A 26,086-nucleotide genomic window follows, 5' to 3' on the forward strand; every position below is an offset into this window, starting at 1 on the left:
AATTATGACGAAACGAGAGGGGTTAATTTTATATTAGTTCTTATGTTCACTAGTCAATAATTACCGTGAGGGGTTAGACAAGGTACTCGGATCAAAATAGATTGAGAATTCACTCCCTTGTCCCCAGTGGCTATTAATAATTAGTTCAGCTTGATGGTGATGCAAAACATGCTTAACTATCGCTAACCCTAAACCTGAGCCACCAGTATCTCTAGATCGAGATCTATCTATACGATAAAAGCGCTCAGTTAATCGATTAACATGCTCAGGTTTAATACCATCGCCATTATCTTTGACCGAGAAAATAGCTTTATTGCCCATTAAACGCCAACTGACTTCGATACACCCTTTAGGCGGAGTATAAGCAATAGCATTAGATAATAAATTGGCACAAGCACTTTTTAATTCAGTTTCAAAACCTAAAACAGATACATCAGTAGAAATATCTAGCATGATTTGGTGCTGTTTTTCCTGATTAAGCCAAGTAACCTCATCAACTAATGTGCGAATTAATTGTGCCATATTGACACATTGTTTTTCATCATCACTATTATTTTCTACTTTAGCTAAATTAAGTAATTGTTCAACTAAACGATCCATCCGAGAAACTTGTCCTTCAATTGTTTGAAATGCTTTTTGCCAATGGGGATCAAATGCTTCTGGTGAAGCTTGAATCATTTCAACATATCCGCGAACAACGGTTAAGGGGGTTTTTAATTCATGTGAGACATTGGCAACAAAATCACGCCGCATGTCCTCTAAACGCTGGAGATTAGATATATCTCTTGCTAAGAGTAATACATGTTCGCTGCCATAGGCCATAAGGCGTATTTCAAGTTGCACGTCAGAGTGAATGGGTGAGACTAATAAACAAGGGTATTCGAAATTCTCATGCGCTAAATAATCTGAGAATTCGGGTGCTCTAAGTAAGTTATCTATACGCTGACCAAAATCATCTGGCCAACGAACCCCCAAAAGCCGTTGTGCTTTTTTATTTCCCCACTCAATGGTGAGCTCTTCAGATAACATTAATGCTGCATCAGGAAGCGCCTCAGCGCCATCTCGAAAACGTCGGATTTTTTCATTTAATTGTTTTTGCTTATTGCGTTGCTGCTTAACTTGTCGATATAAGCCATCATATAAATATCCCCAGACCCCTTTTGCTTGTGGAGGAGATAAAGCTTTCGATTGCCAGATCCAATTAATCAGTTTAAACAAATGGTGATAATGCCAAACCAATAAAAATATACTGGTTGCAAGCATGACTAACAAAACATAATCGAATAACCAGCCTACAAAAGCACTTGCCAGCAATATGCCTAGTAAACGATAAATAATACTTATAAATGATAAACGAAAATGCATACTTGCCTAATTACTTTTCAACAGAGAAACCGTTACAGTTAACTAACTTTTTTTAATTTGCTTGAAAAACGATAACCAGCGCCACGGACAGTCTGCACAAAGTCTTCATGTCCTTCACCAGAGATGGCTTTGCGTAAGCGTCTGATATGAACATCAACAGTTCGATCTTCAACATAAATATTTGTGCCCCAAACATTATCAAGTAATTGTTCTCGTGAATATACTCTTTCTGTATGGGTCATAAAAAAGTGCAATAAGCGAAACTCGGTAGGGCCTAAATCTAAGCTATTACCGTTAATAGCTACACGATGAGCAACAGGATCTAATTTAAGACCATGAAAATCAACTTCTTCTTCAAGAGATGTAGGGGATACACGACGGATTACCGCCTTAATACGCGCAATTAATTCTTTTGGTGAGAAAGGTTTAGTTACAAAGTCATCAACTCCGGCCTCAAAACCTTTTACTTTATCATCTTCATCACTTCGAGCAGTCAACATAATGATTGGAATATTACGAGTATACTCATTTTGTTTTAGTTTTTTTGCTAACGAAACTCCCGTGCCACCAGGCAACATCCAGTCGAGTAATATTAAATCGGGGTACGGTTCGTGAATTTTAGCTAGGGCTTGTTCTATATCACAAGCTTCAATCGCATTAAAACCATTTTGATCCAATACAAAGCTAATCATCTCCCTGATAGGAGTTTCATCCTCAACAACTAAAATTTTTCTACTCATGATAAACATCCTAATAATATAACTAACTGATGCAATCTACTGTTAATAAACAAACATTAACAAAAATTCACACTTGATGAGTTATTGTGCAGAAGTTAAGTGACAGTTTTATGACAAAAACAAAATTATCAAACAAGCTTAACGTTTTAGCAAGTAAATACCCAAACTACATGAAGTTGCAGGTTTCAGCTGGAATTAGAAACACCTTTAGGCAAGACATTGATTGAAGAGAATGGTTATTCCCTTATTGAAATCAATAACGCGGCATAAAGCGTTTATAAACCAGTCCTATGGGGACGTCTGCGCAAACCATGCACTTCGTTGTCTCCTTTTTTAAGGGCGATACATGGATGTTGCTTCTTAGAGAATGCAGGAGCATATTCTCCTGAATACCCCTTAATAAAAAGAGACGTCTTGAGCATGAATCGCTCAGGCATCCTGAAATACGCATCTTCAAGTCGCTTGGGTATACACAAACAAAGCCGTTAATTCACAAGAAATTAACGGCTTTGTTTGAATTAAAGATTAAATCTCGCGATAAACCTTAGAATTTTTGTTCCATACCAAGGGCAAAATACTGTCCTTTTGTGGCAAGAATGTAATCAACGCCATCATCACCGGCAGTCACTTCATTGCCTTCTCTATCTGTAAACCAAGCATATACTTTAGTATTTTTACCTAGTTTATAATCTGCACCAACACTTATCGAATCAGCGCCTGAAAACTCTTGATATTGAACCTTCGCAAGCACCTTGCCTATTTTATAAGAAACATTGGCCGCATAGCCTGTTTCAGACTTACCTGTATTGACAACTTCAGTATCTACAAACATCGCCCCTAAACGTAAATCACCAAATTTATACATACCCGTTACACGCGTATTTGCTAATGCTTCAGTTCTTGAACTCTCACCTGAATCTACCGGTTTAAATTTAACTGGCATATTTTCATCATGAGCAACGGATAAGAAAAAATCAGTTTTTTTCAAGCTCAAATCACCAAAAAATATCCCAACAGAGTATGGGTCATCGGCTTCGATATCATCGGAAATTATATAACTGGTTAATAGTTGAACATTACTAAAAACAGGTGATTTATAGGTAATTGAATCAGCTACACGGTTTTCACCGATAAATAAGTGCTTTAAATCAGCTTCATAATCATTGAATAAGTCAAATTTTCCTTGTGAAACTTTTAAGGTTGTATCTGAACGACCTACCGTAAGCTCACCAAATCCACCTCTGACACCAACCCACTGATTACGCGCAGTTAGTGTATCTTTACTATCATCATTAACATTAACCTGCCATTCAAGTTTATAAATAGCCGTTAGATCATGGTCTAATTCATATTTACCCTTTACCCCTACTCGAGAAGCATTACTTTTTAGCTCATTAAAAGACTCACCTTTTTCTTCGCTTGCCTGTAATGAAATATTTAATTTGCCATAAAAATTAATAACTTCTTCTTGTTTCTGTGTCTTCTCAGATGCTTTATCGGCCGCAAATGTTGGCGCTGATAATAAAGAACAAAGAGTTATTGCAATACAGCTTTTAACCAGTTTCATAAATATCCCTAGATAATTAAATTTTAAATTGTTGAGTAATAGAACTAATACGAAATATTTTACAACACATACATTACAGTTTTGTTACAGATGTAAGGTTATATTCATAAAAAACACCTATTTTTGTCATAGTATCTATTTTTTTTAAATAATGTTTCAATTGAGTAATAGCTGTTAATCTTTCAGCGTTGTCATTAGTTCTGTCGCTAAATGAATCTACGTATGGATAAGCAAGATGAGTAAAGAGGACTCAAAACATGGCCTTTTTTTTAAATCATTCTAGAAAAAAATAGCTGTAAATTATATGAAAAAATAATTTGAAATTTTTTATATTTATTTACTAGAATTAACAATAACTTCCTAAACCAAGCCATAAGATAACTGATAATGAAAAGAACCAGCATATCGCGTAAGCTGCTAACAAGAGTACTCTCTGTTTATTTTATTTTAACTATCAGTGTTACTGGCATTCAGATAATTGCAGAATATTTTAATACCAAAAGTCACATAAACAGTGAGCTACTTACTTTGCAAAAAACCATTAGTGGTAGCTTAACCCGTGCGGTATGGGAACTTAATACTCAACAAGCTGTTGATATTTCTGAAGGCTTAATCGCCATACCAATGATAAAAGGGATAACTGTAACTGACGAAGCGAATAATGTTATCACTCAACTGGGTGAGGTATTATCAGCCCCCTCTGAGACCTCGCAAGACACGTTCAGTGAACACCAAAGTATAAGCTCCTTAGCAGAAGGCCTATTCGGTCACTCTTTTCCATTAATATTTGAATTTTCTGGGCGAACAACAACGGTTGGTACTGTCACTTTATTATCAAGTAATGATGTTATTTTTAGCCGTATTGAGGTCGGAATTTACTTTCTAATTGGCAATGCCATTGTAAAAACAACTTTTTTAGTTTTCTTATTTTTATTGGCTTTTTCTAAGTTGTTGACCGAACCTCTACAAGAGCTTACCGATCAAATGAAGCAACTTGATTTACATGATCCCGAAGCTTCTAAATTCCATATTATGAACGACGAGAAAAACGAGCTAAATATCCTTGAAGATGCTTATAACAATTTAATTGATGAACTTGTTGAATTCAAAGATAAACTTTCATTATCCCAACGAGAAACTAATTTAGCTAATGACAAATTAGATGAACAAAATTTATTGCTTGAGCAGGAAGTCGCTAGAAAAACGTCGACATTAAGTAGCACGTTATTACGAATGGAAGTTCAACAAAAAGAAATGCTAGAGCAACAAAACGAATTGAAAGCAGAAAATAATCGTCGCCGAAAAACAGAAAGTACGCTTATGACGACTAACAAAGAGCTAAAGAATTCAATATTAGAATTAAATAAAGCTCAAGATAGATTGTTAGAAGCAGAAAAAATGGCATCGTTAGGCCAACTAAGCGCTGAGGTTTCCCATGAAGTTAATACACCTATTGGTATTAGTATCACTTCAACAAGTTATTTAGCTGATATTATTACTAAACTTCAACAAGACATCAGCGCTCAAAAACTATCAAAGCGGACAATTGACTGTTTTATAAGTAATGCTCAACACAGCATTACGTTATTATCAAATAACTTGCAAAGGGCTGCTGAATTAATTACTAGCTTTAAGCAGGTTGCAGTTGATCAAACCAATGATAAAGTTAGATTAATAAATATCTCAAAATATCTTGATGAAATCATCCAGTCAATTCATCCCAAATTAAAAAAAACCAATCATTGTGTCAAAATAAATTGTGACCCACATATAGAAATTTATACTCACCCAGGTGCTATTGCCCAAATAATTATTAATTTAATTATTAATTCTATAATCCATGCATTTCATGATATTAACCGAGGCACAATCACTATAGATGTGACCGTAGAGCAGCAAAGGTTAATAATACTTTACCGAGATAATGGCACTGGCATTAATGAAGAGCAGCTTGATAAATTATTTGACCCTTTTTATACCACTCAAGCAGATAAAGGTGGGACGGGTTTAGGGACTCATATAATTAAAAATTTAGTAGTTGGTACACTTAATGGCTCTATTGACGCTTACTCAGGATCAGAAGGCGGCTTAAGCTATCGCATGACTTTACCCGACATGAGGTATAGCTAAAAGCTGCTGTCTTAACATTAGAATTCAGGTATGATAATCGACAAAATACTCTTATACCCGTTCTACTTCAAGATGCAAGTTCAGGAACACAGAGCAATTTCACTGCTAGGCACACCAATGAAGTCATGGCACTCCCTTACAAATTGGTGTAACAACGAAGTGATGTTGATCTGTGTTCCCCTTGGTGGGTTTTAAAAGACTTTATTCAGCGTTATTCATTTTCAGAAGGGATAACCATTCTTTACTATGAATGCCTTGCCTAAAGTCTTTTAAATTCCCACTGAATCCTGCATCCTGATGTGGAACGGGTATATATCAACCTAGGATTTACTTATGTGGTTTAAAAACCTTTACTTTTTTGCTTTTACTCGCCCTTTTGAATGGTCAGAGCAAGACTTAGAAAAACATTTATCTGAACATCTTTTTACTCCGCTAGGCTCCACAGAAATATCTCATTTTGGCTGGATAAACGCATTAGGAAAACATGGTGATACAAGTGTTCATAGTGCAAACGGTAACTTTCTAATTTGTGCACGCAAAGAAGAAAAAATGCTTCCTGCTTCTGTTATTAAAGATATGATAGAAGAGAAAGTTAATTTACTTGAACAAGAACAAGGCCGTGGTGCTACGAAGAAAGAAAAGGAACAATTCAAAGAAGATATAACTTTTGAGTTACTCCCTCGCGCTTTCTCTCGGATAACAGATACTCATGCTTATATAAGCCCGGTTAATAATATTATCGTTATCAATTCAAGTTCTCGTGGTAAAGCAGAAGATTTATTAGCTTTATTACGTAAAGTACTTGGTACCTTACCTGTTAGCAGTTTGGAACCTGACGTTTGTGCCGATGAAACAATGACTGACTGGCTGAACGAAAAAAGCTTAGGTGGTAAGTTTACTCTAGGCATGGAAGCTGAATTTAATGCTTTAGGCGATGATGGCGCAGTTGTTCGTGTAAAAAATCAAGACCTCTTAAGTGAAGAGATTAAATCGCATTTAGATGCCGATAAGTATGTGGTAAAGGTAGCTCTAGAATGGGATGAATCGTTATCATTCATTTTGTGTGATGACTTAGCGATAAAACGAGTGAAGTTTTTTGATGTTATTCACGAACAAAATGATGATATTGATAGTGATGATGTAATTGCTAAGCTTGACGCAGATTTTGCTCTTATGTCAGGTGAGTTAAACCGTTTTATTATCGAACTATTAGCTGAGTTTTCTATGAAGACGACGGACTTATTAGAAAAAGATTAAACGATTACTTTTTATTAAATAAAAATGGCAGCTTACCGCTGCCATTTTTATTACTGTTATATTTATTCATAAGTTAAGTAATAATTAAATAAACATAGCTCTTACGTCTTCACACATGCCTTTAAACTCATCACTATCCATGTAATCAACTTCAGGTAAAATGCCTTTTTTGGTATAATTGTTCAATAATGCTACTTTGGTTGACTCATTTTTAAAGACATTATGATAAATGGCCCCTGCTCTAATGAAATCCAAATAATGCACTTCGCTAGGTAAAATAGTTAAATCACTCCAACTTTCGGCTAATAACGTAAATTCTTCAGAAAACCCCCACTTTCGAGTTATAGCTCCACCTACTCGCCCTGATAACTTAATAATGGCTTGTTGTAAAAAAGTCGGGTTGGCAAAAACATCAGGATGGTTTTCTGCTTCAGTTAAAATAGGTAAAACACCAATATTATGTATTAACGAAGCTAAAGTAATAGTATCTAAAGAGAGTGACGTATGTTTGTTTTCTTTTAGGTATATATTCATCAAGCTAATGGCAACTGATGCTATATCAATAGTTTTAACCCATGCCTTGTTCATATACATAGCCACAACATCATTGTTAGAAACAAAGACTTGTTCAATAGCCATTGCTGTAGCAATACTTTTAATTTGGATTAAGCCAATACGAGTTACAGCTTGTGGTACCGTTTCTACTTTTATACTACGACCCATAAGAGCATTATTGGCAACTTTGAGCATACCTAAAGATAAAGCGGGGTCTTGAGCAATGATGTCACTCATTTGATTTAAATTAATATCAGGATCATCAGCAGCACTTCTAACTTTCAATGCCACTTCAGGTAAAGTTGGAAGTACAAGCGTGTCTTGTTTTATTTTTTCAGTCAAAATCTCATATAGAGCATTTTCAGTTGCCATAAATCCACTTTCATTTTTATTGTGATGATTATTTAAAGTAGCACATTTTTTTACAATGTAATTATTTTTATCAATATTTTTCAAGCTAATAGAAATAATAAGTCTTCTTTTTGCCAAAATAAATTGCAAGCTCTCCTTGCCCAAGAAAAAGTAAGTCTTGATCTAGATCACGCTTGGTATGATTTGAAATAGTCGGCATGGACCATATTGAGTATAATTCGCCGCTGATTTTTTCTTACGTTTTCATTCCATCATACATTTGAGTACCCCATGATAAAACCTGAACTTCTCTCTCCTGCCGGTAGTTTAAAAAATATGCGGTATGCTTTTGCTTACGGCGCAGATGCTGTTTATGCTGGCCAGCCTCGTTATTCCTTAAGAGTTAGAAACAATGAATTCAGTTTAGAGAATATTCAAATTGGTATAAATGAAGCACACCAATTAGGTAAAAAGTTCTATCTCGTTAACAATATCGCACCACACAACGGAAAACTAAAAACCTTCCTTAAAGATATTGCACCTATTGTTGCCATGAAGCCAGACGCATTAATTATGTCGGATCCCGGCCTTATTATGTTGGTAAGAGAGAAATTTCCTGACATGGCAATACACTTGTCAGTACAAGCCAATGCAGTCAATTGGGCAACAGTTAAGTTTTGGCAACAACAAGGCGTTGAACGAGTAATACTATCTAGAGAACTTTCCCTTGATGAAATTGAAGATATTCGTTTTCATTGTCCAGAAATGGAATTAGAAGTATTTGTCCATGGCGCGCTTTGCATGGCATATTCTGGTCGCTGTCTACTCTCTGGTTATATCAACAAAAGAGATCCTAACCAAGGAACATGCACTAACTCTTGTCGTTGGAAATATGATATTCATGAAGCTAAGGAAACAGAAACTGGCGATATTATTGCAGTAAAACCTGAGCCTGTTGAAGTTTATATGCCTGAGAAAGAGATCATTATACCTGAGCAAAAACCTATTGATGATGTAATTTTACTGCAAGAACAAGGTCGCCCTGGCGAATATATGCCTGCTTTTGAAGATGAGCATGGCACATATATCATGAATTCAAAAGATCTGCGTGCTGTTGAGCATGTTGAACGCTTGGTTAAAATGGGTGTTCACTCCTTAAAAATTGAAGGCCGAACTAAATCCTTCTATTACTGCGCAAGAACAGCGCAGGTATATGGTAAGGCGATTAATGATGCGATTGCAGATAGAGCATTTAATCCAAGCCTTAATACCGATTTGGAGCATCTAGCGCATCGTGGTTATACTGAAGGCTTTTTAAAGCGACATCGCCCTAGTGATACTCAAAACTATGAGTATGGTTACTCAAAAAGTGACACTCAACAATTTGTTGGGGAAGTGCTAGGACGAAATGAAATAAATGGTCTAATACAAATTGACGTTAAAAATAAGTTTCTTGTTGGTGACCAACTTGAGTTGATGACACCTAAAGGCAACCAGACCTTTACATTAAACAAGATGATCCATAGTAAAACGGGTGAAAGCATTGATGATGCTAAGGGCTCTGGTCATAAGGTAGAAATTGAGCTTGATACTGAATTAGAACTAGATTTTGGTATTATCATGCGTTATTTAGATGAAGGTGGCACTACCCGTCACCCATTCGCACAAAACCAAAAAACTTAGGCGCTTATCAATTGCTAATGTTAAAAGGTCAACAATGATATGGCATTAAAAATATTAGACTCATGCATCAATTGCGATATGTGCGATCCAGAATGCCCCAATGGTGCAATTACCCTTGGCGCTAATATTTACGAAATAGATGTGGATAAATGCACTGAGTGTATAGGTCATTATGACCAACCAACGTGTGTCAGTGTCTGCCCTATTGATTGTGTTAAACCTGATCTGGACCATGTTGAAGATGAGGATGCATTACTAGCAAAATTTGTTCGATTACATGGATAGTTAGCAATTAGAGTTTGCAAAGGTGTTATGGCGAACTACGAGTAACAAAAATCATTACTCGTAGTTACTACGACTTTTAACGAGTCGGTAATTTAATATCTTTTAAAAATTCATCAACTTCATGGTTATTTTTCAATAACATCGCACGAGTGACAATGTCTTTGGTTAAATGCGGTGCAAATCGTTCAATGAAATCGTACATATAAGCACGTAAGAAACTACCGCGTCTAAAACCAATTTTAGTTGTACTTGCGTTAAATAAGTGACTCGCATCAATGACAACAAGATCACTATCAATACGTTCGTCAATCGCCATTGAAGCAATCACACCAACACCTACACCCAAACGTACATAAGTTTTTATGACGTCTGCATCTGTGGCAGTAAATGCTATTTTAGGTTTTGCTCCAGCAGCATCAAAAGCAGCATCGAGTTCAGAACGACCAGTAAAACCAAAAACATAAGTGACTAATGAATATTTAGCAATGTCGACAATAGTGATATTTTGTTTTTTAGCCAATGGATGATCAGGTCGAACAATTATACTGCGGTTCCAATGGTAACAAGGGAGCATGACCAAATCGTTATACAAATGCAAAGATTCAGTCGCTATGGCAAAATCTGCTTCACCTTTGGCAGCCGCATCACTAATTTGTGCAGGAGTCCCTTGAGACATATGTAACGAGACTTTGCTATATCTCTTGATAAACCCCTGAATAACATCAGGTAAGGCGTAACGAGCTTGAGTATGTGTGGTAGCAATCCGTAATTTACCTTCATCAGGCTGAGTATGTTCTCGAGCAACCGCTTTAATACCTTCAACTTTCGAAAGTATTTGAGTGGCAATATCAATCACATCTTGGCCAGCTTCAGTTACATGAGTTAGATGCTTACCACTACGACCAAAAATTTGAATACCTAGCTCATCTTCAAGCATTCTTACTTGTTTGGAGATGCCCGGTTGTGAGGTAAACAAGCTATCTGCAGTAGCGGATACATTCAAGTTGTTATTTAATACTTCAACGATATAGCGTAGTTGCTGCAATTTCATATAAATACTCATTAGCATTAAAATGCGTTATTTGTAACGTTCTTATAATAAAATAATATACTTAATCCAACATTTATTCCATTATATTTTTTAGTTTTTGTAAATAAAATCCTCCACTTTGCTATTAATTTCATAAAGATTATTCTTTACTTAGTTATACGCGACTGCAGAACAACTTTTATAGGTCATTTTTAACTTAAATATACAACTAGTCCTATGCTAACCAAAACATTTTTTGTAGACTGCCTAGTAGTTTATTTATTCAAGAGAATCTTAGATGATTGCTATTATTATAGGGTTAATTGTTGCCTTAATTGTAATTGTTGTTGTAGTTAGCTCTATTCAACAACATAAAGAAAAATTAGAAGCAGAAAAACGCATTAAAGTCGCAAAACAAAAAGCAGTTATTGATGAAAGTGAAGACCTTATTTTTAACTTAGCAAATTTACCAAATAACCCAAATATCGTTAATATATTAAATCGCCGTAGCCTCAATGCAGCTAAAACTATGCAAGAACTTATGCCTGAAGTTAAAGGCATCAAAAAAAGAGTTCAAGAATTACAGTCTCGATTAAAAGCCTCAGAAGATCTTGCTAATAACCAAGCTTCGGTTGAGGAGCATTTTACTTTACCAGACAATGAGCAACAGCTTGTTGGCATATTACAATGCATTAAGAAATTACGTGCGGTACTTAAATCTGAACAAAATAAAGGAGCTCTTGACGCACAAACTTTTACTGCAGAAGATCAACGACTAGCGACCATGCAATTAAAAATCAATATTGAAAGCTTAGTTAAGCGCGGTACTCAAGCTTTTAATAAAGAAATGCTTGGCTCTGCTAGACAATATTTTGAGAAGGCCTTACAAAGTTTAGCGAGTAGCACGGTAAAAAATGATTATGTCACAACAAGGCAATCTGATATTTCTCAACAATTAGAAGAAATTACTGATGCGTTAAAACATACCAATGCTAAAGATGCTGCGAAAAAAGCAAAAAGCGAAGAAAATGAATTGGATTTATTATTTCAACCAAAGAAAAAGTGGTAAATTATTTTTCGTACTTTTATACCATTAGCTTACTTTAACTTTCAAGGTTTAAAGTCCTGTGGAAAAAATCAACACAATTAACCTGCCCTCCTTTCTTCGCCGTACCTTGAAAGCATATGCTTTGAAAGCTCATATCAGGCAGTTAGGCTGTGATCTAAGTCGTATTGGTCGTTCAAGGAACTGGCAACTAAAAGCCAATTTTGATCAAATTCAAAGCATCATTGAGTATATTGAACAAAAAGATGAAAAGAGCTGGCTATGGCTTGCCAAGTTACTCAAAAAAGAATATCAGCATTTAAGTCACGATAACCTTTTAGTCCTAGCGACACGCCTGGAAAGTGTAACTATTACTGCCTTGATAGCACAAACTGACTGTACTTTAGCACAGGCAAGAAAAGTATTAGATGAGTTAGAAGGCTTAGATTAAAGTACTAAATAAAAAATTAAGTTAAGGTCTGCATTAAGAGTAGAGTAGAGTAGACAAAAAAATAGATACCCTAAGGTATCTATTTTTATTTTCTAGCAAGGAATATTTTATTCTGCTGCTGTTTTAGCTTTTTTCTTTGCTGCTGGTTTTTTGGCTACTTTCTTTTTAGCCGCCTTTTTCTTGGGAATGTCTTCAACCCATTTGCCATCAATGTATTTTGCAGTCCAACCTGTTGCTTTAGGTTTGCCTTCTTCAGTCGCAATCTCGGTCATCACGTACTGCTCTTTCGTTTTACGGCTGTAACGTACTACCGATAAATTTCCTTCATTATCTTCTGCAGGTGCATCAGCTAAATAATAGAATTTTTCTGAAATACGATCTCTGAACCTTTGCAATTCTGCTACTTTTGGCGCTCGAGTTTCTCTTGAGCGAGGAAAAGTGTGCGCAGCTAAAAAGATACCTGCAGCGCCATCACGAAGCACAAAGTGAGCTTCAGACTTTTCACACTCAAGCTCAGGTAATTGCACTGGGTCTTCTTTTGGCGGCGCAGCTTCACCACTTGCGAGTAGCTTACGAGTATTTTTACATTCTTCATTGGTACAATCGAAATACTTACCAAAACGGCCAGATTTCAACTCCATCGGCGATTCACAACGGTCACAATCTAAAATTGGTCCATCATAACCTTTAATTTTAAATTCGCCTTTTTCAACTTCAATGCCATCACATACGGGATTATTACCGCAAACATGCAACTTACGTGTTTCGTCAATAAGGTAACTATCCATCGCAGTGCCACATTTATCACAACGACGCATTGCCATGAGCGCTTCAGTTTCAGCATCTTCAGCTAAAATACTTACCGCTTCTTCACCAGCGGTTAAGTTCATAGTTTTTGTACAGCGTTCTTTTGGTGGTAAGGCATATCCAGAACAGCCTAAAAACACACCTGTTTGGGCGGTTCGAATGCCCATTTTACGATTACAGGTAGGGCAATCAATATCCGTTAATACGGGTTCATTGGTTTGCATACCACCATCTTCAGAGGGTTGGTCAGCTTTTGCTAATTGTTTGGTAAAGTTTTTATAAAACTCGTCTAAAACCCCTTTCCAATCAGCACTACCACCTGCTATTTCATCAAGTTCTTGTTCCATGTTTGACGTGAATTCGTAGCTCATTAACTTTTCAAAGCTACCAGATAAACTGTTAGTAACAATTTCACCCATTTTTTCAGCATAGAAACGTTTTTTGTCCAACCGAACATAACCACGATCTTGAATCGTTGAAATAATTGACGCATAGGTTGACGGACGACCAATTGAGCGTTTTTCTAATTCTTTAACTAAAGAAGCTTCACCAAAACGTGCTGGTGGCTTAGTGAAATGCTGGCTTGGTTCGATTTTATCTAACGTTAACGCTTCGCCAACTTGTAAATCAGGTAAGTGTGTATCATCACCTTTACTCAGTTGTGGATGAACAATTGTCCAACCATCAAATTGCATCACTCGGCCTTTAGCTTTTAAGTCAAAGCTAGCAGCACTAATAGTTAAAGTACTAACAGTATAACGAGCAGCGGTCATTTGACAGGCCACAAATTGGCGCCAAATTAACTCATACAGCTTCTTCGCATCTGGTTCAATACCCTCAAGAAATGCAGCTTCAAGCTTAACATTTGATGGGCGTATTGCCTCATGCGCCTCTTGTGCCCCCGCTTTAGAACCGTAAGTTTTTGCCTTTTCTGGTAAGTAATTATCACCAAAACTATCGCTGATGTACTTACGACACATTTCTACCGCATCTTTACTTAAGTTTGTTGAATCGGTACGCATATAAGTTATATGACCGGCTTCATACAAACGCTGGGCTAAGCCCATAGTACGCTTGACACCATATCCCAGTTTAGTACTGGCGGCTTGCTGTAGCGTTGAGGTAATGAACGGTGCAGATGGTGTACTTTTTGACGGCCTATCTTCACGTTTACTAACAGCATAATCCGCTGGCTTTAAGATTGCTAAAGCAGCATTAGTCTCTTTTTCAGTAGTCGGTTTAAACGCTTTGCCATTTTCATGGGTCACATCAAGGGTTAGTACTTCACCTGTCGATGCGTGCGTATCTACGGCAATTTCCCAAAATTCTTTGGGATCAAATGCTTTGATTTCACGTTCTTTTTCAACGACTAATTTTACAGCAACAGATTGAACACGTCCGGCAGATAAACCACGGGCTACTTTTTTCCACAATAATGGACTGACCATAAAGCCAACCACACGATCGAGAAAACGTCTTGCTTGCTGAGCATTAACACCCGGCATACTCAACTCACCCGGTGTAGCAAACGCCTGTTGAATTGATGATTCAGTTATTTCATTGAAGACAACACGACGGAACTTTTCATCTTCCCCACCGATAATCTCTTTTAAATGCCAAGCAATCGCTTCTCCCTCGCGATCCAAATCCGTTGCGAGATAAACAATGTCTGCTTTATCCGCTAACTTTTTAAGCTCAGCAACAACTTTTTCTTTTCCTGGCAGTATTTGATAATCGGCTGCCCAGTTTTTATCTGGGTCAATGCCCATACGATTAACCAGCGCTTGTTTATCACGCTTGGCTTTGTATTTAGCTTTTGCTGCTGGTTCCATTTTACGCACTTCCGCTGGAGACTTGGCAGCAACTTTTTTACCTGTGCTACTGTGCGGAAGATCACGTACATGACCAACACTAGACTTTACAATAAAGTCATTACCTAGATATTTATTAATTGTTTTCGCTTTGGCTGGCGACTCGACAATAACTAGTGATTTTGCCATAAAAATTTCTAATCCTTCGATAAAGACAAATTATTTTTTGCCTTTTTATTCAAACGCTAAATTAATCAAAAAAGTGCGAGCGTACTTGTTCTGACTTTGCTAGCGATAAAAAAAACATTTTATTTAAAGTTATTCTTTGCATAACTATTTATAGGTATATCTATAAATATGCAAACTGACAAGTAATTATTTTACTTCACAGTAATTGCTATTCACCCAGTTACTGGTTTTAGCTATAATGGGCAATAATTAATATTACTGTGCGCTTAGTCACATTTTGCCTACATTTAGCGGCAATCATAATCGACTTTACGATAAAACATAAGAGCATAATGTTAAAAATATTTAAATAGTGAAAGCATAGGGGTCACCTTCCTCAATCGATAACTCATATAAATAATCAAATAGAGACCTTAAATGACAACAATTACATCAACATTTTATAACAAACTAAGCAATTGTTTGTGTCCTCCCGGCAATGGCGTATTTACCGTAAATACCGCTAAAGAGCGTAAAGAGCAATTACACCAAACTATTTTCGGGCAAGCGGTCGGAGTTGAGGATTTGTGGAAAACATCATTAAATCAACTGCCAGAAGCGTCTAAAGCAGTTATTTTAGGTATAGCATCAGATTGTGGTGGTGGTATTTTGCGTGGTGCTAACTGGGGGCCTTTATTTTTACGTTCAACTTTACTTGCAACTTACCCTGAATTAACTGCATTTGATTTAGGTGATGTCCGTGTTATTCCACATTTATTATCAGATAAATATTTAAACGAAGCGACGTTAGCTAACTGTAAAAAAGCTTTATATCAAGATGAGCATAGTAAATATGCCATTAGCCCATTAAGCATAACAGAAGATGTTTTACATGACTTTTATGCTGAATTCCCGGAAAAGGGCATTTTCGGCATTGGTGGTGATCACAGTGTTAGTTACCCTTTAACCAAAGCCTATCTGCAAGCTAAAAAGAAACAAGGTAAACGTGCAGCAATAATCCACTTTGATGCCCATACTGATTTATTGGTTGAAAGGTTAGGGATAGATTTATGTTTTGGCTCTTGGTGTACCCATATTTTAGATGACCTGCATGAAAAGCATCACCTTATTCAAGTGGGTATTCGCTCAAGTGGCAGACCTCAAAGTCATTGGGAAGAGACTTTTGGTGTGAGACAGCATTGGGCAAAAGATATTAAAGCACATGGTATTGACCAGACGATTGACAATATTTTTGCTCAACTTAGAGATGAAAATATTGACGAGCTTTATGTAAGTTTTGATATTGATGCTATTGATGACAGTTTTGCCTGTGCAACAGGTACGCCAGAGCCTGATGGTTTAATGCCAGAAGATGCCATGGACATATTACGCGCCTTAGCTGCTGAGTATCCAATTACAGGTGCTGATATGATGGAGATAGCCCCGTTTACAGATAGTTGTGGTCAAGGTGTCGCTGGACAAGAAAAAACCTTAAAAGTAGGCGCTGAGATTTCAGCATTTTTACTTAAAGAGATGGCTAAGTAATTTATTCTTAGTTAATCTATCAACTAAATTTGTATTACTCATTTAGTTGATAGATACAAAAAAGGCTCCTTAGGAGCCTTTTTAATAAGTACTATTTAACTTAAGTAAAGTTAGCCTTCATCAGCAATACTCTGACTACAAATATTACTGTGTCCAAATGGACTTGTAGTACCAATACCTTGACTAGGAGGAGATATAGCTTCTTGAATTATATGTGCATTTAAAACAGGTAGGGTAAAAATAGTCTGAGTAGAGCCTTCACTACCGGTGACTTTCCCTGAAACAATTAGCTTAGCATCTAACCAATGTGCATAACTTTGTGGGTAATTTATACGTATAACTGATCGCCCATCGCTATCGGTAACAAAATTACCACTGATAGAAACTATATTACCAGGGGTGAGTTCATCATCTCCATTAAAGTCTTCGGTATCTAAAAGTCCATTTAAGTTAACATCTTCCCCTGGATTTAAAATATTATCATTATTAATATCTTCAGTATCTAAAATACCGTTAAAATTTATATCTTCATTACTACACTTTTTCTTTATTGCCGAAATCGTAGTAGGTTTTATTGCAAATACATCACCTCTTGCAGCCCAGCTAACAAACTTTTCTTCTTCATAAATTCTTGTCCAAGAACCTTTATAATAACTTTCAGGAATGGCAGAGACTTTGAGCTCAACGTTTTCAACTGCATTAGAATCAACATCAGTAACAAAGATAGAGTATTCTTTTATATAATCGGTGGTGCCAAGTTCTTCAATATAATTACCAGTACCTAATGATATAAATAACTCACGATCAGATACAGTTAATTTGACAGTATCACTAATTTCAGGAGAATCCTCAACAATGGCTGTTATTGAAACGGCATCTTTCGCAGATGTACTATTTGAAGTATAAATAGTTGAAGCACTACCGTTACTATCTGTCACAGATGTAGCAGGAAATATTTCCCCTCCACTGGTATCGTCTAAAACAAACTTAATTTTTTTATTTTTAACTAAATTACCGTTAACATCTTTTACTACAACAGATATGCTCGAAGTTTGCTTATTAGGACCAATAGAGTTGGGTGATGCCTGTGCCTTTATTGTCGAAGCAGTATCAGCAAAGAATTCAAATTCGAGCTGATTAGTGAGCTCTATAATTCCATCTGAACCCACTAAAGTAACCAATGCTTTACCTGCATCGTCAGATGTAAGGTATACAGTTACTTCACCATTTATATTAGTAGTTTCTTCACTTATTATATCGCCAATTTCATTCTTTAGAACGCCTCGAGTGGTTGTAAATGTTACTTCCTTTCCCACTACAGGTGCTGAATTTCTTTGCCAAGTAAGCGTTACTAAAGCCGATTTTTCTAAAGATACATCAGGGACAATGGGAGTATTAGAAGGATTTACTGTCTCTACGCCATTATTAAAATTAGTAAATAGAAAGGAATCTGATTGAACTGAAACGTCTTGACTTGCTGATGCATTCAATGCTTCCACAATAATACTGTTAGTACCGCCACTCGTACCCGTTACTTTTATTGTCGCTTGACCGTCACTGTCTGTAGTTACAATGCTAGAACTCGGAATTGTTATTTCAGCAACATTCCCCGCAGGAACCTCAGTCGACACACCGGATAACGAAATCGCTACATCTGTTTTTGCAACACCATTACCATCTGAGTCTAAGACATTGACAATATAAATTGCTTCATCGTTAAGTGCTAAAGAGGTTGTGCCTGTTAAGGTTAAAGTCGTACCAAGTACTTCTATTTCTAACGAATCAGAAATATCCCCACTGATAACAGTTACCGTTATAACTCTATTACTTGGCTCTGCTTGAGTAGATAACGTCATAACAACTTTACCATCAGGACCCGTTATATCGGAACTATCACCACTTTCATCAAGTATTTTCCCAAGAGCACCCGAATCAGTTGAAAAGTTAATGGTAACGCCTTCGAGCAAGTTATTACTTTCATCTTTAGCAATGGCGGATAATTCAATGAACTGAGCACCACTTGAAGCCAGTTGTTGAGAGCTGGCAAATAATCGAATAGAAGCTGCAACAGGTTCTCCTTCAACTACTTTCACACCATCACCAGCACTGGTAAAACCAATACTAGTAGAAGCTGAATCTGAGTCGGAACCTGTAACAGTAGCAGTTACTTCAACACCGCCAGCAACATCGGTTACTTTAACCGTCATAGTTGCGATACCCGAATCATCGGTAATAGCAGTACCTGTAATAGGGTCAAAAGTTGCGACCGTAGGGTCATTCAAAGTAAAAGTAATGAGTTTACCTGCCACACCAGCACCGTTACTATTTAATAACAACGCTACAGAAAGGGTAATATCATTAGTCGCCGATAAGTCCCCTTCTGACTTTGAAATGGAAATTTTTGCTGAATCCGATGCTCCGCCAGTATCATCATCGCCACCCCCACCTGTTAGGTCACCATCTCCACCACCGCACGCTACGAGTGTCATCATTGACATCAATAACATGGTAAAACTTAAACGTCGAAATAACTGCATAGAAGCATCCTAATTTTTCTTTTTATAAATAGACCTAATAACTCATATTAACTGATAAATAACAAAAAGGTACTGCTTATCATAAAAAAATCACAATCAATGACTAAGTTAGTGAGTTTTTAGTTATGAGTACGCCTAAAACGGTCAAAATAAATTAGTTTTTAATCTACGCGATTATTGCTAACCTAGGTGATTAAAATTATTTGTATAGTAGATACATAATAATCACAACTTAACCTTATACCAGTCAAAGTAACTAAGTGATCTATTTTAATGCCCTAAATGCCCAATAAAATCGTTGCTTTCAATCCCAATAGCCAGCTATTGCTCAATTAAGCGCCTTTTTATTGAAAATTTACTCTCATTAAAATTTGAGCCATTAATCAATCTGATTGGTATTACAACCTAGCTGAAGTAACATAGACCCTATGACAATTGAAAAAACAATGTCCCCACCCTCCAAAAAAAATAGCTTAACCAGCCGCATTGTTATCGGTATGGTTGCTGGTATTTTATTAGGAACTTTCTTGCAGTGGCTTATGCCCAATGGCTCTGACAAAGTTATTAACCTTTATTTATTTGATATTTCTCTTAAGGGCTTATTCGTAGATGGCATATTAGAAGTGATTGGCCAAGTTTTTATGGCCAGTTTACGTATGTTAGTTGTTCCCTTAGTTTTTGTATCGTTAGTCTGTGGGGTATGCTCCTTAAAAGATACCAGTAAGCTTGGCCGCATAGGTGGCAAAGCGGTAGCCTTATATCTCGCCACTACAGCTATTGCTATAAGCTTTGCTATTTTTGTTGCGCTAATTATTGCTCCGGGTGAAGGCGTTAATATGGTAGCTAACAGTAGCTTTTCAGGTAGAGAAGCACCTTCTTTAGCACAAGTTATTATTCAAATGTTTCCTACCAATCCTTTCGCATCCTTTGCACAAGGTAATATGCTACAAGTAATCGTTTTTGCATTACTTTTTGGTATTGCTATCGCTCTTTCAGGCAAAGCTGGTGAACGTGTCGCTTTATTATTTGAAGATTTAAGTGAAGTGATCATGCGTCTGGTAACTATTTTAATGAATATCGCTCCTTATGGTGTATTTGCATTATTGGCAACCCTATTTACGACTGTGTCATTAACGACTTTTGGTAATTTAATTGAATATTTCTTAGTAGTATTTTTTGTTCTTGTTGTTCATGCTTTGGTTACTTACCCTATTATTTTAAAATTATTTACGGGTTTAAATCCGATAATCTTTTTAAAGAAAATGCGTGACGCAGCTATTTTTTCTTTCTCTACCGCCAGTTCAAATGCCACTATTCCTGTTACTTTAGAAACAGCAACAAAGAAGATGGGCGTAAAAAACTCCATCGCATCATTTACCGTGCCGCTTGGCGCCACCATTAATATGGACGGCACAGCAATCATGCAAGGTGTGGCTACTGTCTTTATCGCGCAAGTTTTTACTCAGGATTTAACCCTAGCTGACTACTTAACAGTTGTGCTTACTGCAACCCTAGCTTCTATAGGCACAGCAGGTGTACCTGGTGTTGGTTTAATCATGCTAGCTATGGTGTTAGAGCAAGTAGGTTTACCTGTTGAAGGTATTGCCCTTATTATTGGTGTTGATAGATTACTGGATATGACACGTACTGCGGTCAATGTTACTGGCGACAGTATGGTGAGTCTTGTTGTTGCTAAAAGTGAAGACCAATTTGACCATGAAATGTATCTTGACCCACAAGCAGGTCATAACATCGAAGAAATCGACTTTAAGCACCTAAAAGATAATTAATATTTTGTAGAGTGTCTTGTAAAAAAAAATGTAATTGTTAAACAAAAAAAGCCTCACTGAGTTAACTCAGTAAGGCTTTTTTATATCACTTAGTTTCTTAATTTAATAATTAACTAATCCCGTGATTGATAACTAATGGTCAACCAACTGCTAACTAGGGAAGATATTATTGCGCTGTATTAGTTTACCTAAAAAGCTTTCAGCTGATAACGAAGCTGCTTTAGAGAACTTTTCAGCCAAACCTTTTTTCACTTCATATTTTATAGCAACGACTTTATGGCTTTTACTTTTACCTTGTAAATAGTCATCACTTGTTTGGATACTATCAACTAAGCCAAGTTCTAACGCTGTTGTGCCAAACCAATGCTCGCCCGTTGCAACTTTAACAATATCTAAACTTGGTCTGCGCTCACTAACGAAGTTTTTAAATAGAACGTGAGTTTCTTCTAATTCTTCGATGAATTTTTCTTTACCTTTTTCTGTGTTCTCGCCGAACATAGTTACTGTACGTTTAAATTCGCCAGCAGTAAATTGCTCAAAATCGATATCATGCTTCTTTAGTAGTTTATTGAAGTTTGGTACTTGGGCAATAACACCAATAGAACCTAAGATAGCAAAAGGTGCAGAAATAATATTATTTGCTACACAAGCCATCATATAACCGCCACTAGCAGCTACTTTATCTACTGATACTGTCAGTGGAATATTGTGCTGACGAATACGATCAAGCTGTGAAGATGCTAAACCATAACCATGTACCATACCGCCACCACTTTCTAAACGAACAAAAACTTCATCTTCAGGTTTCGCCACAGAAAGTATCGCAGACACCTCTTCACGTAAAGAACTAACTTCTTTAGCATCAATACTGCCGTTGAAATCAACCACAAATACATGTGATTTGCTAGGTTCTTTGTCTTCACCAGCTTTAGCTGATTTTTTATCTGCTTTCGCCTGCTCTTTAGCAAGCTTTTTATCAGCCTTTTCTTTCTCTTTAAATTCATCTTTGCTCAATAACGCATGAATAATATCTTCTTCAGTCTCAGTAAACTGCTCAGATAAATCGGTGATATCAAGCTCACCTTTTTTGTGCTGCTGTTTCGTCGCTGCACCAGCAATCGCAATAATAATGGCAATAACAGCCAAAACAAAAGTAATGGCTTTCGCTAGAAACAAGCCGTATTCATATAAAAATTCCAAGGTAACTCCTGAGGATATATTGGTAAATATAGGGATAAAAATAATTGACGTAATTCTACACTATTTTTATGTCTTGAAAACCATTGATAAAACGCAAGAAATTCTAGACAAAAAAAAGCCCTCATCAGAGGGCTTATAAAACAACTTAATAATCGAAATTATTGAACAACGTCAGTATTGGTTACTGTTATCAGTTGTCCCATTGTAGCAAAGAACCCTGCAACTTGTCCTTGCATCTCTTGAGTGGCTGCACCAGTCACTAGAGGATCTTGAATAGAAGAACTGTTAGGAGCTGGACTTAAGATAGAGCCATGATGACCATAAATAAAACGTACCGCACCAGAGCCTTCGGTTGTACTACTAACACTTGGTAAACCTAACAAGGCAATTGCACCTTCAGTACCACCAAATGGAGTAGTTGTAACAGTATTAGGTATAACTTGGTCAGAACAGTTATCTGTATCTAATATATCTTTACATACCACACCATTACTATCGGCACCGTTACCAACTACTTCAATTAAGTGTGTTGGTGTTTGAGTCGCTTTAATAATACTTGCATAGTTAGCTGGGTCACCCGCATCTGTCACTGTTTGCGCCGCAAAAACAAATTTACTAAACACAGCTTCTATACCTGCTTGCTGTTCAGGTGTAAGTGCAGCATAAAACGCTTGATATGCTCCAACTAACTGAGCTTCAGTAGCAGTAGAGTTTCCATTTTCATCAAGAGGATAAGCTGCATCAACCATGCCCTTAAATTCAGCAGATGAGCTATATACCAAGTTCGACTTAATTACATCACCAAATGCACCAGACTCCATTAAGAAGTTTGCAATCATCACACCAGGCATTGCCTGCGAATTAGAGGTGATTTTGAACATAGGATCTAATGGATCTAATGGTGAATCAAGTGGTGCATTAGCTAACGCTACTAAATTAATACCTGTAATAGCACCTAATGAATGACCTAAAAAGTGCACATTCTTTCCATTGATCTTCGCGCCAGAAACAGCATTCAACCCTAAGCGTAAACCTAACATATCACTTGCAGATTGACGTAAATTATCACGTGTGGTCAGTAGACTTGCTAAATTCATGTAATGCGTTGCTGAAACAGTAGAAGCATTAATATCATCAATGCCATCAGGAACTTTGTTAGGACCCGTTATATCAAAGCCTCGGCTACCATGTAAAGGGTGGTCAATGGCTACTGTAGCAAAACCAAAGGTTGATAAAACACCGGTAATTGCTAGCATCTGTTCTTTTGTTCCGGTGATACCATGCTGTAAAATAACAACAGGCCAACCATCCGTAGGCTCAGCAACCAATGGAGGTAAACCATAACTAGCACGTACAGCATCAGTAAGGGGAGCAATAACTGGAGTAGTCATTTGTACGGCCAGTATAGATGGGTCAGTTACACCTGGAATATCACTTACACCACTTGGTTGAGGTACAGGATTAAACTTAGTTAAATTACGTTCTACATCTAACTCAATACCTGCAGGTCTTAAATCACGTAAACCTACTGCCGAACAAACAGCATCAGACCGAGAACCTGCAATAGGACCTTCAGGAATAGCACCTGGATTAGCAGCTGCTAAACCAGCTAACATAACACCTGAATCACATAAGGCTTTCCACCAATCAGTAATAGGAGCTTTAGGGTTAGCTTGAGTTGGCACGCCTAAATAATAAGGTAACTTGATAGAACCTGAATATAATTGAGCTGTTGAGTATAGATTTTTTAAGTTATCTGAAAGTACTACACCTTGCATTTCCAGAGCTGTAGCAACATTGATCATTGTATCAGTAACAGAAACAACAGGTGGCATACCACCCTGTGCTAAAGGTGCAGCAAGTAATTTTTTAACCGTAAATAATACATCAACGGTTGATTGCGTAGTCATAGCAAATGTATAAATTAAACTATCTTTATCAGCACCAGCACTAACAATCGCGTTTTCAAAACTATTTACTAAACCTTGGAGTTGTAATTGGCTTGCTGTTGCCAATGGTTTAGTTGCTATATCTTGTCGAACAAGATCATAGGTTATTGAAGCAGCAACTGATTTACCATTGTTATCTTTCAGATTATTGGTTAACGCAACCACATAAGTGGTTTTTCCTTTTAACGGTTTCATTGGAACAATAGCAATACTATTGCCTTTAGCTTGCGCGACAAAATCCACACCAAAAACTAACTCACCAACAACCGTGCAAGCAGCACCGCGTGGAACAGCTTCACAGCCGGCATCGCCACCCATTAAGGTTTCATAAATTTTTACAGAATTGCCATCAAAAACACTCACGGCATCTAATGAAGACCCTGCTGGAAAATCTACGGCAAGTACAAACGGGTTAGTCGTTGACCAACCATCCAATGCACTCATCGCTACGGTAGGATCACTAAAGTCAGTTGCATCAGCTACAGGTAAATTTAGCGTACCATCTTGTGTCCCTGAAAATAATAAGTCATTAGGGATAGATAAACGTGGCGTAGCAGCACCAGGATCAAAAACGACTCGTGCAAGGGAGGTAACAGCCGTGCCATTATCTGCGACTTCTTTTTGTACATCTTCGATAGTTTCGCTATCACAGGCACTTAAACCAAGTGCGCTAATAATCGCAAGACTGAGAGCTAGCTTTTTCATATTGAATTCCCCAATGCCGTAATTTTTATTATGTATTTTTTAAGTTATTTTTATTTTATCGTTCAAATCAAAATTCAAACTGATGTTTTAATAACTAGTAAGACCAGTTAAAGTTACCCCAAGATGTCGCAAGGTGCTAGTCATTTTTTACTTTTTCGTCGAATATTTTCATGTTAACCAACTTTTCTCTCGTCAATGAAAATGTCAACGCGTAGAATAGGGAAGTAACTTTCTCACTCCTAACGATAAGACCTTAAGATGTTTAATTATTCAACAAAAGATGCCAATTTAAGCAACAAAACCATTCTAGTTACGGGTGCTGGTGCCGGTATTGGCCGCACTGCAGCATTAACCTATGCACAACTTGGTGCTACTGTTATTTTACTTGGTAAAACGGTGAGTAAACTTGAAGCTGTGTATGATGAGATTGTTGCTTTAGGGCTTGCTGAACCCGCCATTATCCCCCTTGATTTGAAGGGTGCGACCAAACAAAATTATATTGATATGTCTTCGACAATTTCCAGTCAGTTTGGTCATTTAGATGGGGTATTACTAAATGCTTCTATTTTAGGTGAACTAACACCGTTCACTCAAATGCATGAGCAAGTATTTAATGATGTGATGAAAGTCAATGTAACAGCACAATGTTTATTAGCTCAAACATTAATACCGACTTTATTGTTAGCACCAAATGCTTCTTTAGTATTTACTTCTTCAGGCGTTGGTAGCCAAGGTAGAGCTTACTGGGGTCAATATAGTATCTCAAAATTTGCCACTGAAGGCATGATGCAAGTAATTGCAGATGAATATGAAGGATCAAATTTACGTACCAACGCGATAAACCCTGGTGCTACAAATACCAACATGCGCTCGTGTGCTTTTCCAGCAGAAGATAAAGACGAACTTGCTACACCAGAAGACATTATGCCTTTATATGTTTATTTAATGTCTGATGATAGTTTAGAAATAAATGGTCAAACGTTAAAGGCTCAATAACCTTTAATGTGATATGTAATCTTTGTGCTAATGCTCATTTTAAAGCTCAAAAAAAAGGCAAGCTATTACAGCTTGCCTTTTTGTTTATTGATTCGAATTTATTACGTAAGTCATATCCG

18 protein-coding genes are annotated in these 26,086 nt (G+C 36.9%); 9 read left to right on the plus strand and 9 right to left on the minus strand.

Features of this window, described 5'->3' with window-relative positions:
* Positions 1 to 60: 60 nt before the first annotated feature.
* From phoR to CXF79_RS00410, 3 genes are all read right to left on the minus strand, one after another.
* A complete protein-coding gene (gene phoR, locus CXF79_RS00400; protein WP_011042046.1) occupies positions 61 to 1,365 on the minus strand; it encodes a phosphate regulon sensor histidine kinase PhoR in 1,305 nt (434 codons plus the stop codon).
* Between the two features lie 38 nt (positions 1,366 to 1,403).
* Positions 1,404 to 2,105, minus strand: coding sequence for a phosphate regulon transcriptional regulator PhoB (gene phoB / locus CXF79_RS00405; RefSeq protein WP_011042045.1), 702 nt, complete (start codon positions 2,103 to 2,105; stop codon positions 1,404 to 1,406).
* A gap of 544 nt (positions 2,106 to 2,649) precedes the next feature.
* Positions 2,650 to 3,672 carry a porin gene (locus CXF79_RS00410; RefSeq protein WP_101153506.1) on the minus strand — a complete coding sequence of 341 codons (1,023 nt, stop codon included), beginning with the start codon at positions 3,670 to 3,672 and terminating at the stop codon, positions 2,650 to 2,652.
* Positions 3,673 to 4,059: 387 nt separating this feature from the next.
* Between CXF79_RS00410 and CXF79_RS00415 the strand changes: the two genes are divergently transcribed.
* Together CXF79_RS00415 and rdgC are read left to right on the plus strand one after the other, a co-directional pair.
* Positions 4,060 to 5,802: a sensor histidine kinase gene (locus tag CXF79_RS00415; protein WP_011042042.1), complete on the plus strand. Its 1,743-nt coding sequence runs from the start codon at positions 4,060 to 4,062 to the stop codon at positions 5,800 to 5,802.
* A gap of 333 nt (positions 5,803 to 6,135) precedes the next feature.
* A complete protein-coding gene (gene rdgC / locus CXF79_RS00420) occupies positions 6,136 to 7,059 on the plus strand; it encodes a recombination-associated protein RdgC (RefSeq protein WP_011042041.1) in 924 nt (307 codons plus the stop codon).
* An 84-nt stretch (positions 7,060 to 7,143) separates the two neighbouring features.
* Here the strand turns inward: rdgC and CXF79_RS00425 are convergent, their stop codons facing one another.
* Positions 7,144 to 7,986 carry an HDOD domain-containing protein gene (locus CXF79_RS00425; RefSeq protein ID WP_101153688.1) on the minus strand — a complete coding sequence of 281 codons (843 nt, stop codon included), beginning with the start codon at positions 7,984 to 7,986 and terminating at the stop codon, positions 7,144 to 7,146.
* Between the two features lie 270 nt (positions 7,987 to 8,256).
* Between CXF79_RS00425 and trhP the strand changes: the two genes are divergently transcribed.
* A complete protein-coding gene (gene trhP / locus CXF79_RS00430; protein ID WP_101153507.1) occupies positions 8,257 to 9,648 on the plus strand; it encodes a prephenate-dependent tRNA uridine(34) hydroxylase TrhP in 1,392 nt (463 codons plus the stop codon).
* Between the two features lie 39 nt (positions 9,649 to 9,687).
* Positions 9,688 to 9,933 (plus strand): YfhL family 4Fe-4S dicluster ferredoxin, encoded by a 246-nt coding sequence (locus tag CXF79_RS00435; protein ID WP_101153508.1) that lies wholly within the window; start codon positions 9,688 to 9,690, stop codon positions 9,931 to 9,933.
* Between the two features lie 76 nt (positions 9,934 to 10,009).
* On the opposite strand, the gene cysB is transcribed toward CXF79_RS00435, so the two are convergent.
* Positions 10,010 to 10,984: an HTH-type transcriptional regulator CysB gene (gene cysB, locus CXF79_RS00440; RefSeq protein WP_011042037.1), complete on the minus strand. Its 975-nt coding sequence runs from the start codon at positions 10,982 to 10,984 to the stop codon at positions 10,010 to 10,012.
* Between the two features lie 277 nt (positions 10,985 to 11,261).
* Here cysB and CXF79_RS00445 point away from each other — a divergent pair, with 277 nt between their 5' ends.
* On the plus strand, positions 11,262 to 12,032 hold the full coding sequence (locus CXF79_RS00445; RefSeq protein ID WP_101153509.1) for a hypothetical protein: 771 nt from the start codon (positions 11,262 to 11,264) through the stop codon (positions 12,030 to 12,032).
* A gap of 58 nt (positions 12,033 to 12,090) precedes the next feature.
* Positions 12,091 to 12,459 (plus strand): ribosome recycling factor family protein, encoded by a 369-nt coding sequence (locus CXF79_RS00450; protein ID WP_101153510.1) that lies wholly within the window; start codon positions 12,091 to 12,093, stop codon positions 12,457 to 12,459.
* A 107-nt stretch (positions 12,460 to 12,566) separates the two neighbouring features.
* Here the strand turns inward: CXF79_RS00450 and topA are convergent, their stop codons facing one another.
* Positions 12,567 to 15,266 (minus strand): type I DNA topoisomerase, encoded by a 2,700-nt coding sequence (gene topA, locus CXF79_RS00455; RefSeq protein WP_101153511.1) that lies wholly within the window; start codon positions 15,264 to 15,266, stop codon positions 12,567 to 12,569.
* Between the two features lie 417 nt (positions 15,267 to 15,683).
* Between topA and CXF79_RS00460 the strand changes: the two genes are divergently transcribed.
* Positions 15,684 to 16,790 (plus strand): arginase family protein, encoded by a 1,107-nt coding sequence (locus CXF79_RS00460; RefSeq protein ID WP_101153512.1) that lies wholly within the window; start codon positions 15,684 to 15,686, stop codon positions 16,788 to 16,790.
* 110 nt (positions 16,791 to 16,900) lie between these two features.
* Here CXF79_RS00460 and CXF79_RS00465 read toward each other — a convergent pair whose 3' ends face one another.
* Positions 16,901 to 19,327: an Ig-like domain-containing protein gene (locus tag CXF79_RS00465; RefSeq protein ID WP_101153513.1), complete on the minus strand. Its 2,427-nt coding sequence runs from the start codon at positions 19,325 to 19,327 to the stop codon at positions 16,901 to 16,903.
* A 446-nt stretch (positions 19,328 to 19,773) separates the two neighbouring features.
* Here CXF79_RS00465 and CXF79_RS00470 point away from each other — a divergent pair, with 446 nt between their 5' ends.
* Positions 19,774 to 21,117: a dicarboxylate/amino acid:cation symporter gene (locus CXF79_RS00470; protein ID WP_101153689.1), complete on the plus strand. Its 1,344-nt coding sequence runs from the start codon at positions 19,774 to 19,776 to the stop codon at positions 21,115 to 21,117.
* Positions 21,118 to 21,267: 150 nt separating this feature from the next.
* Here the strand turns inward: CXF79_RS00470 and sohB are convergent, their stop codons facing one another.
* Complete coding sequence (gene sohB / locus CXF79_RS00475) at positions 21,268 to 22,317, minus strand: protease SohB (protein WP_011042030.1); 1,050 nt, start codon at positions 22,315 to 22,317, stop codon at positions 21,268 to 21,270.
* A 158-nt stretch (positions 22,318 to 22,475) separates the two neighbouring features.
* A complete protein-coding gene (locus CXF79_RS00480; RefSeq protein WP_101153515.1) occupies positions 22,476 to 24,971 on the minus strand; it encodes a VolA/Pla-1 family phospholipase in 2,496 nt (831 codons plus the stop codon).
* A 258-nt stretch (positions 24,972 to 25,229) separates the two neighbouring features.
* Between CXF79_RS00480 and CXF79_RS00485 the strand changes: the two genes are divergently transcribed.
* A complete protein-coding gene (locus CXF79_RS00485) occupies positions 25,230 to 25,967 on the plus strand; it encodes a YciK family oxidoreductase (RefSeq protein ID WP_011042028.1) in 738 nt (245 codons plus the stop codon).
* Positions 25,968 to 26,086: the final 119 nt, after the last annotated feature.

Origin of the sequence: Colwellia sp. Bg11-28, assembly GCF_002836245.1 — a bacterium.
In the GTDB taxonomy this organism is placed as follows: domain Bacteria; phylum Pseudomonadota; class Gammaproteobacteria; order Enterobacterales; family Alteromonadaceae; genus Colwellia; species Colwellia psychrerythraea_A.

Bases quoted from the DNA above. Each gene is read 5' to 3' on its own strand.
- phoR (WP_011042046.1), bottom strand. From the start codon at position 1,365: ATGCATTTTCGTTTATCATTTATAAGTATTATTTATCGTTTACTAGGC.
- phoB (WP_011042045.1), bottom strand. From the start codon at position 2,105: ATGAGTAGAAAAATTTTAGTTGTTGAGGATGAAACTCCTATCAGGGAG.
- CXF79_RS00410 (WP_101153506.1), bottom strand. From the start codon at position 3,672: ATGAAACTGGTTAAAAGCTGTATTGCAATAACTCTTTGTTCTTTATTA.
- CXF79_RS00415 (WP_011042042.1), top strand. From the start codon at position 4,060: ATGAAAAGAACCAGCATATCGCGTAAGCTGCTAACAAGAGTACTCTCT.
- rdgC (WP_011042041.1), top strand. From the start codon at position 6,136: ATGTGGTTTAAAAACCTTTACTTTTTTGCTTTTACTCGCCCTTTTGAA.
- CXF79_RS00425 (WP_101153688.1), bottom strand. From the start codon at position 7,986: ATGGCAACTGAAAATGCTCTATATGAGATTTTGACTGAAAAAATAAAA.
- trhP (WP_101153507.1), top strand. From the start codon at position 8,257: ATGATAAAACCTGAACTTCTCTCTCCTGCCGGTAGTTTAAAAAATATG.
- CXF79_RS00435 (WP_101153508.1), top strand. From the start codon at position 9,688: ATGGCATTAAAAATATTAGACTCATGCATCAATTGCGATATGTGCGAT.
- cysB (WP_011042037.1), bottom strand. From the start codon at position 10,984: ATGAAATTGCAGCAACTACGCTATATCGTTGAAGTATTAAATAACAAC.
- CXF79_RS00445 (WP_101153509.1), top strand. From the start codon at position 11,262: ATGATTGCTATTATTATAGGGTTAATTGTTGCCTTAATTGTAATTGTT.
- topA (WP_101153511.1), bottom strand. From the start codon at position 15,266: ATGGCAAAATCACTAGTTATTGTCGAGTCGCCAGCCAAAGCGAAAACA.
- CXF79_RS00460 (WP_101153512.1), top strand. From the start codon at position 15,684: ATGACAACAATTACATCAACATTTTATAACAAACTAAGCAATTGTTTG.
- CXF79_RS00465 (WP_101153513.1), bottom strand. From the start codon at position 19,327: ATGCAGTTATTTCGACGTTTAAGTTTTACCATGTTATTGATGTCAATG.
- CXF79_RS00470 (WP_101153689.1), top strand. From the start codon at position 19,774: ATGTCCCCACCCTCCAAAAAAAATAGCTTAACCAGCCGCATTGTTATC.
- CXF79_RS00480 (WP_101153515.1), bottom strand. From the start codon at position 24,971: ATGAAAAAGCTAGCTCTCAGTCTTGCGATTATTAGCGCACTTGGTTTA.
- CXF79_RS00485 (WP_011042028.1), top strand. From the start codon at position 25,230: ATGTTTAATTATTCAACAAAAGATGCCAATTTAAGCAACAAAACCATT.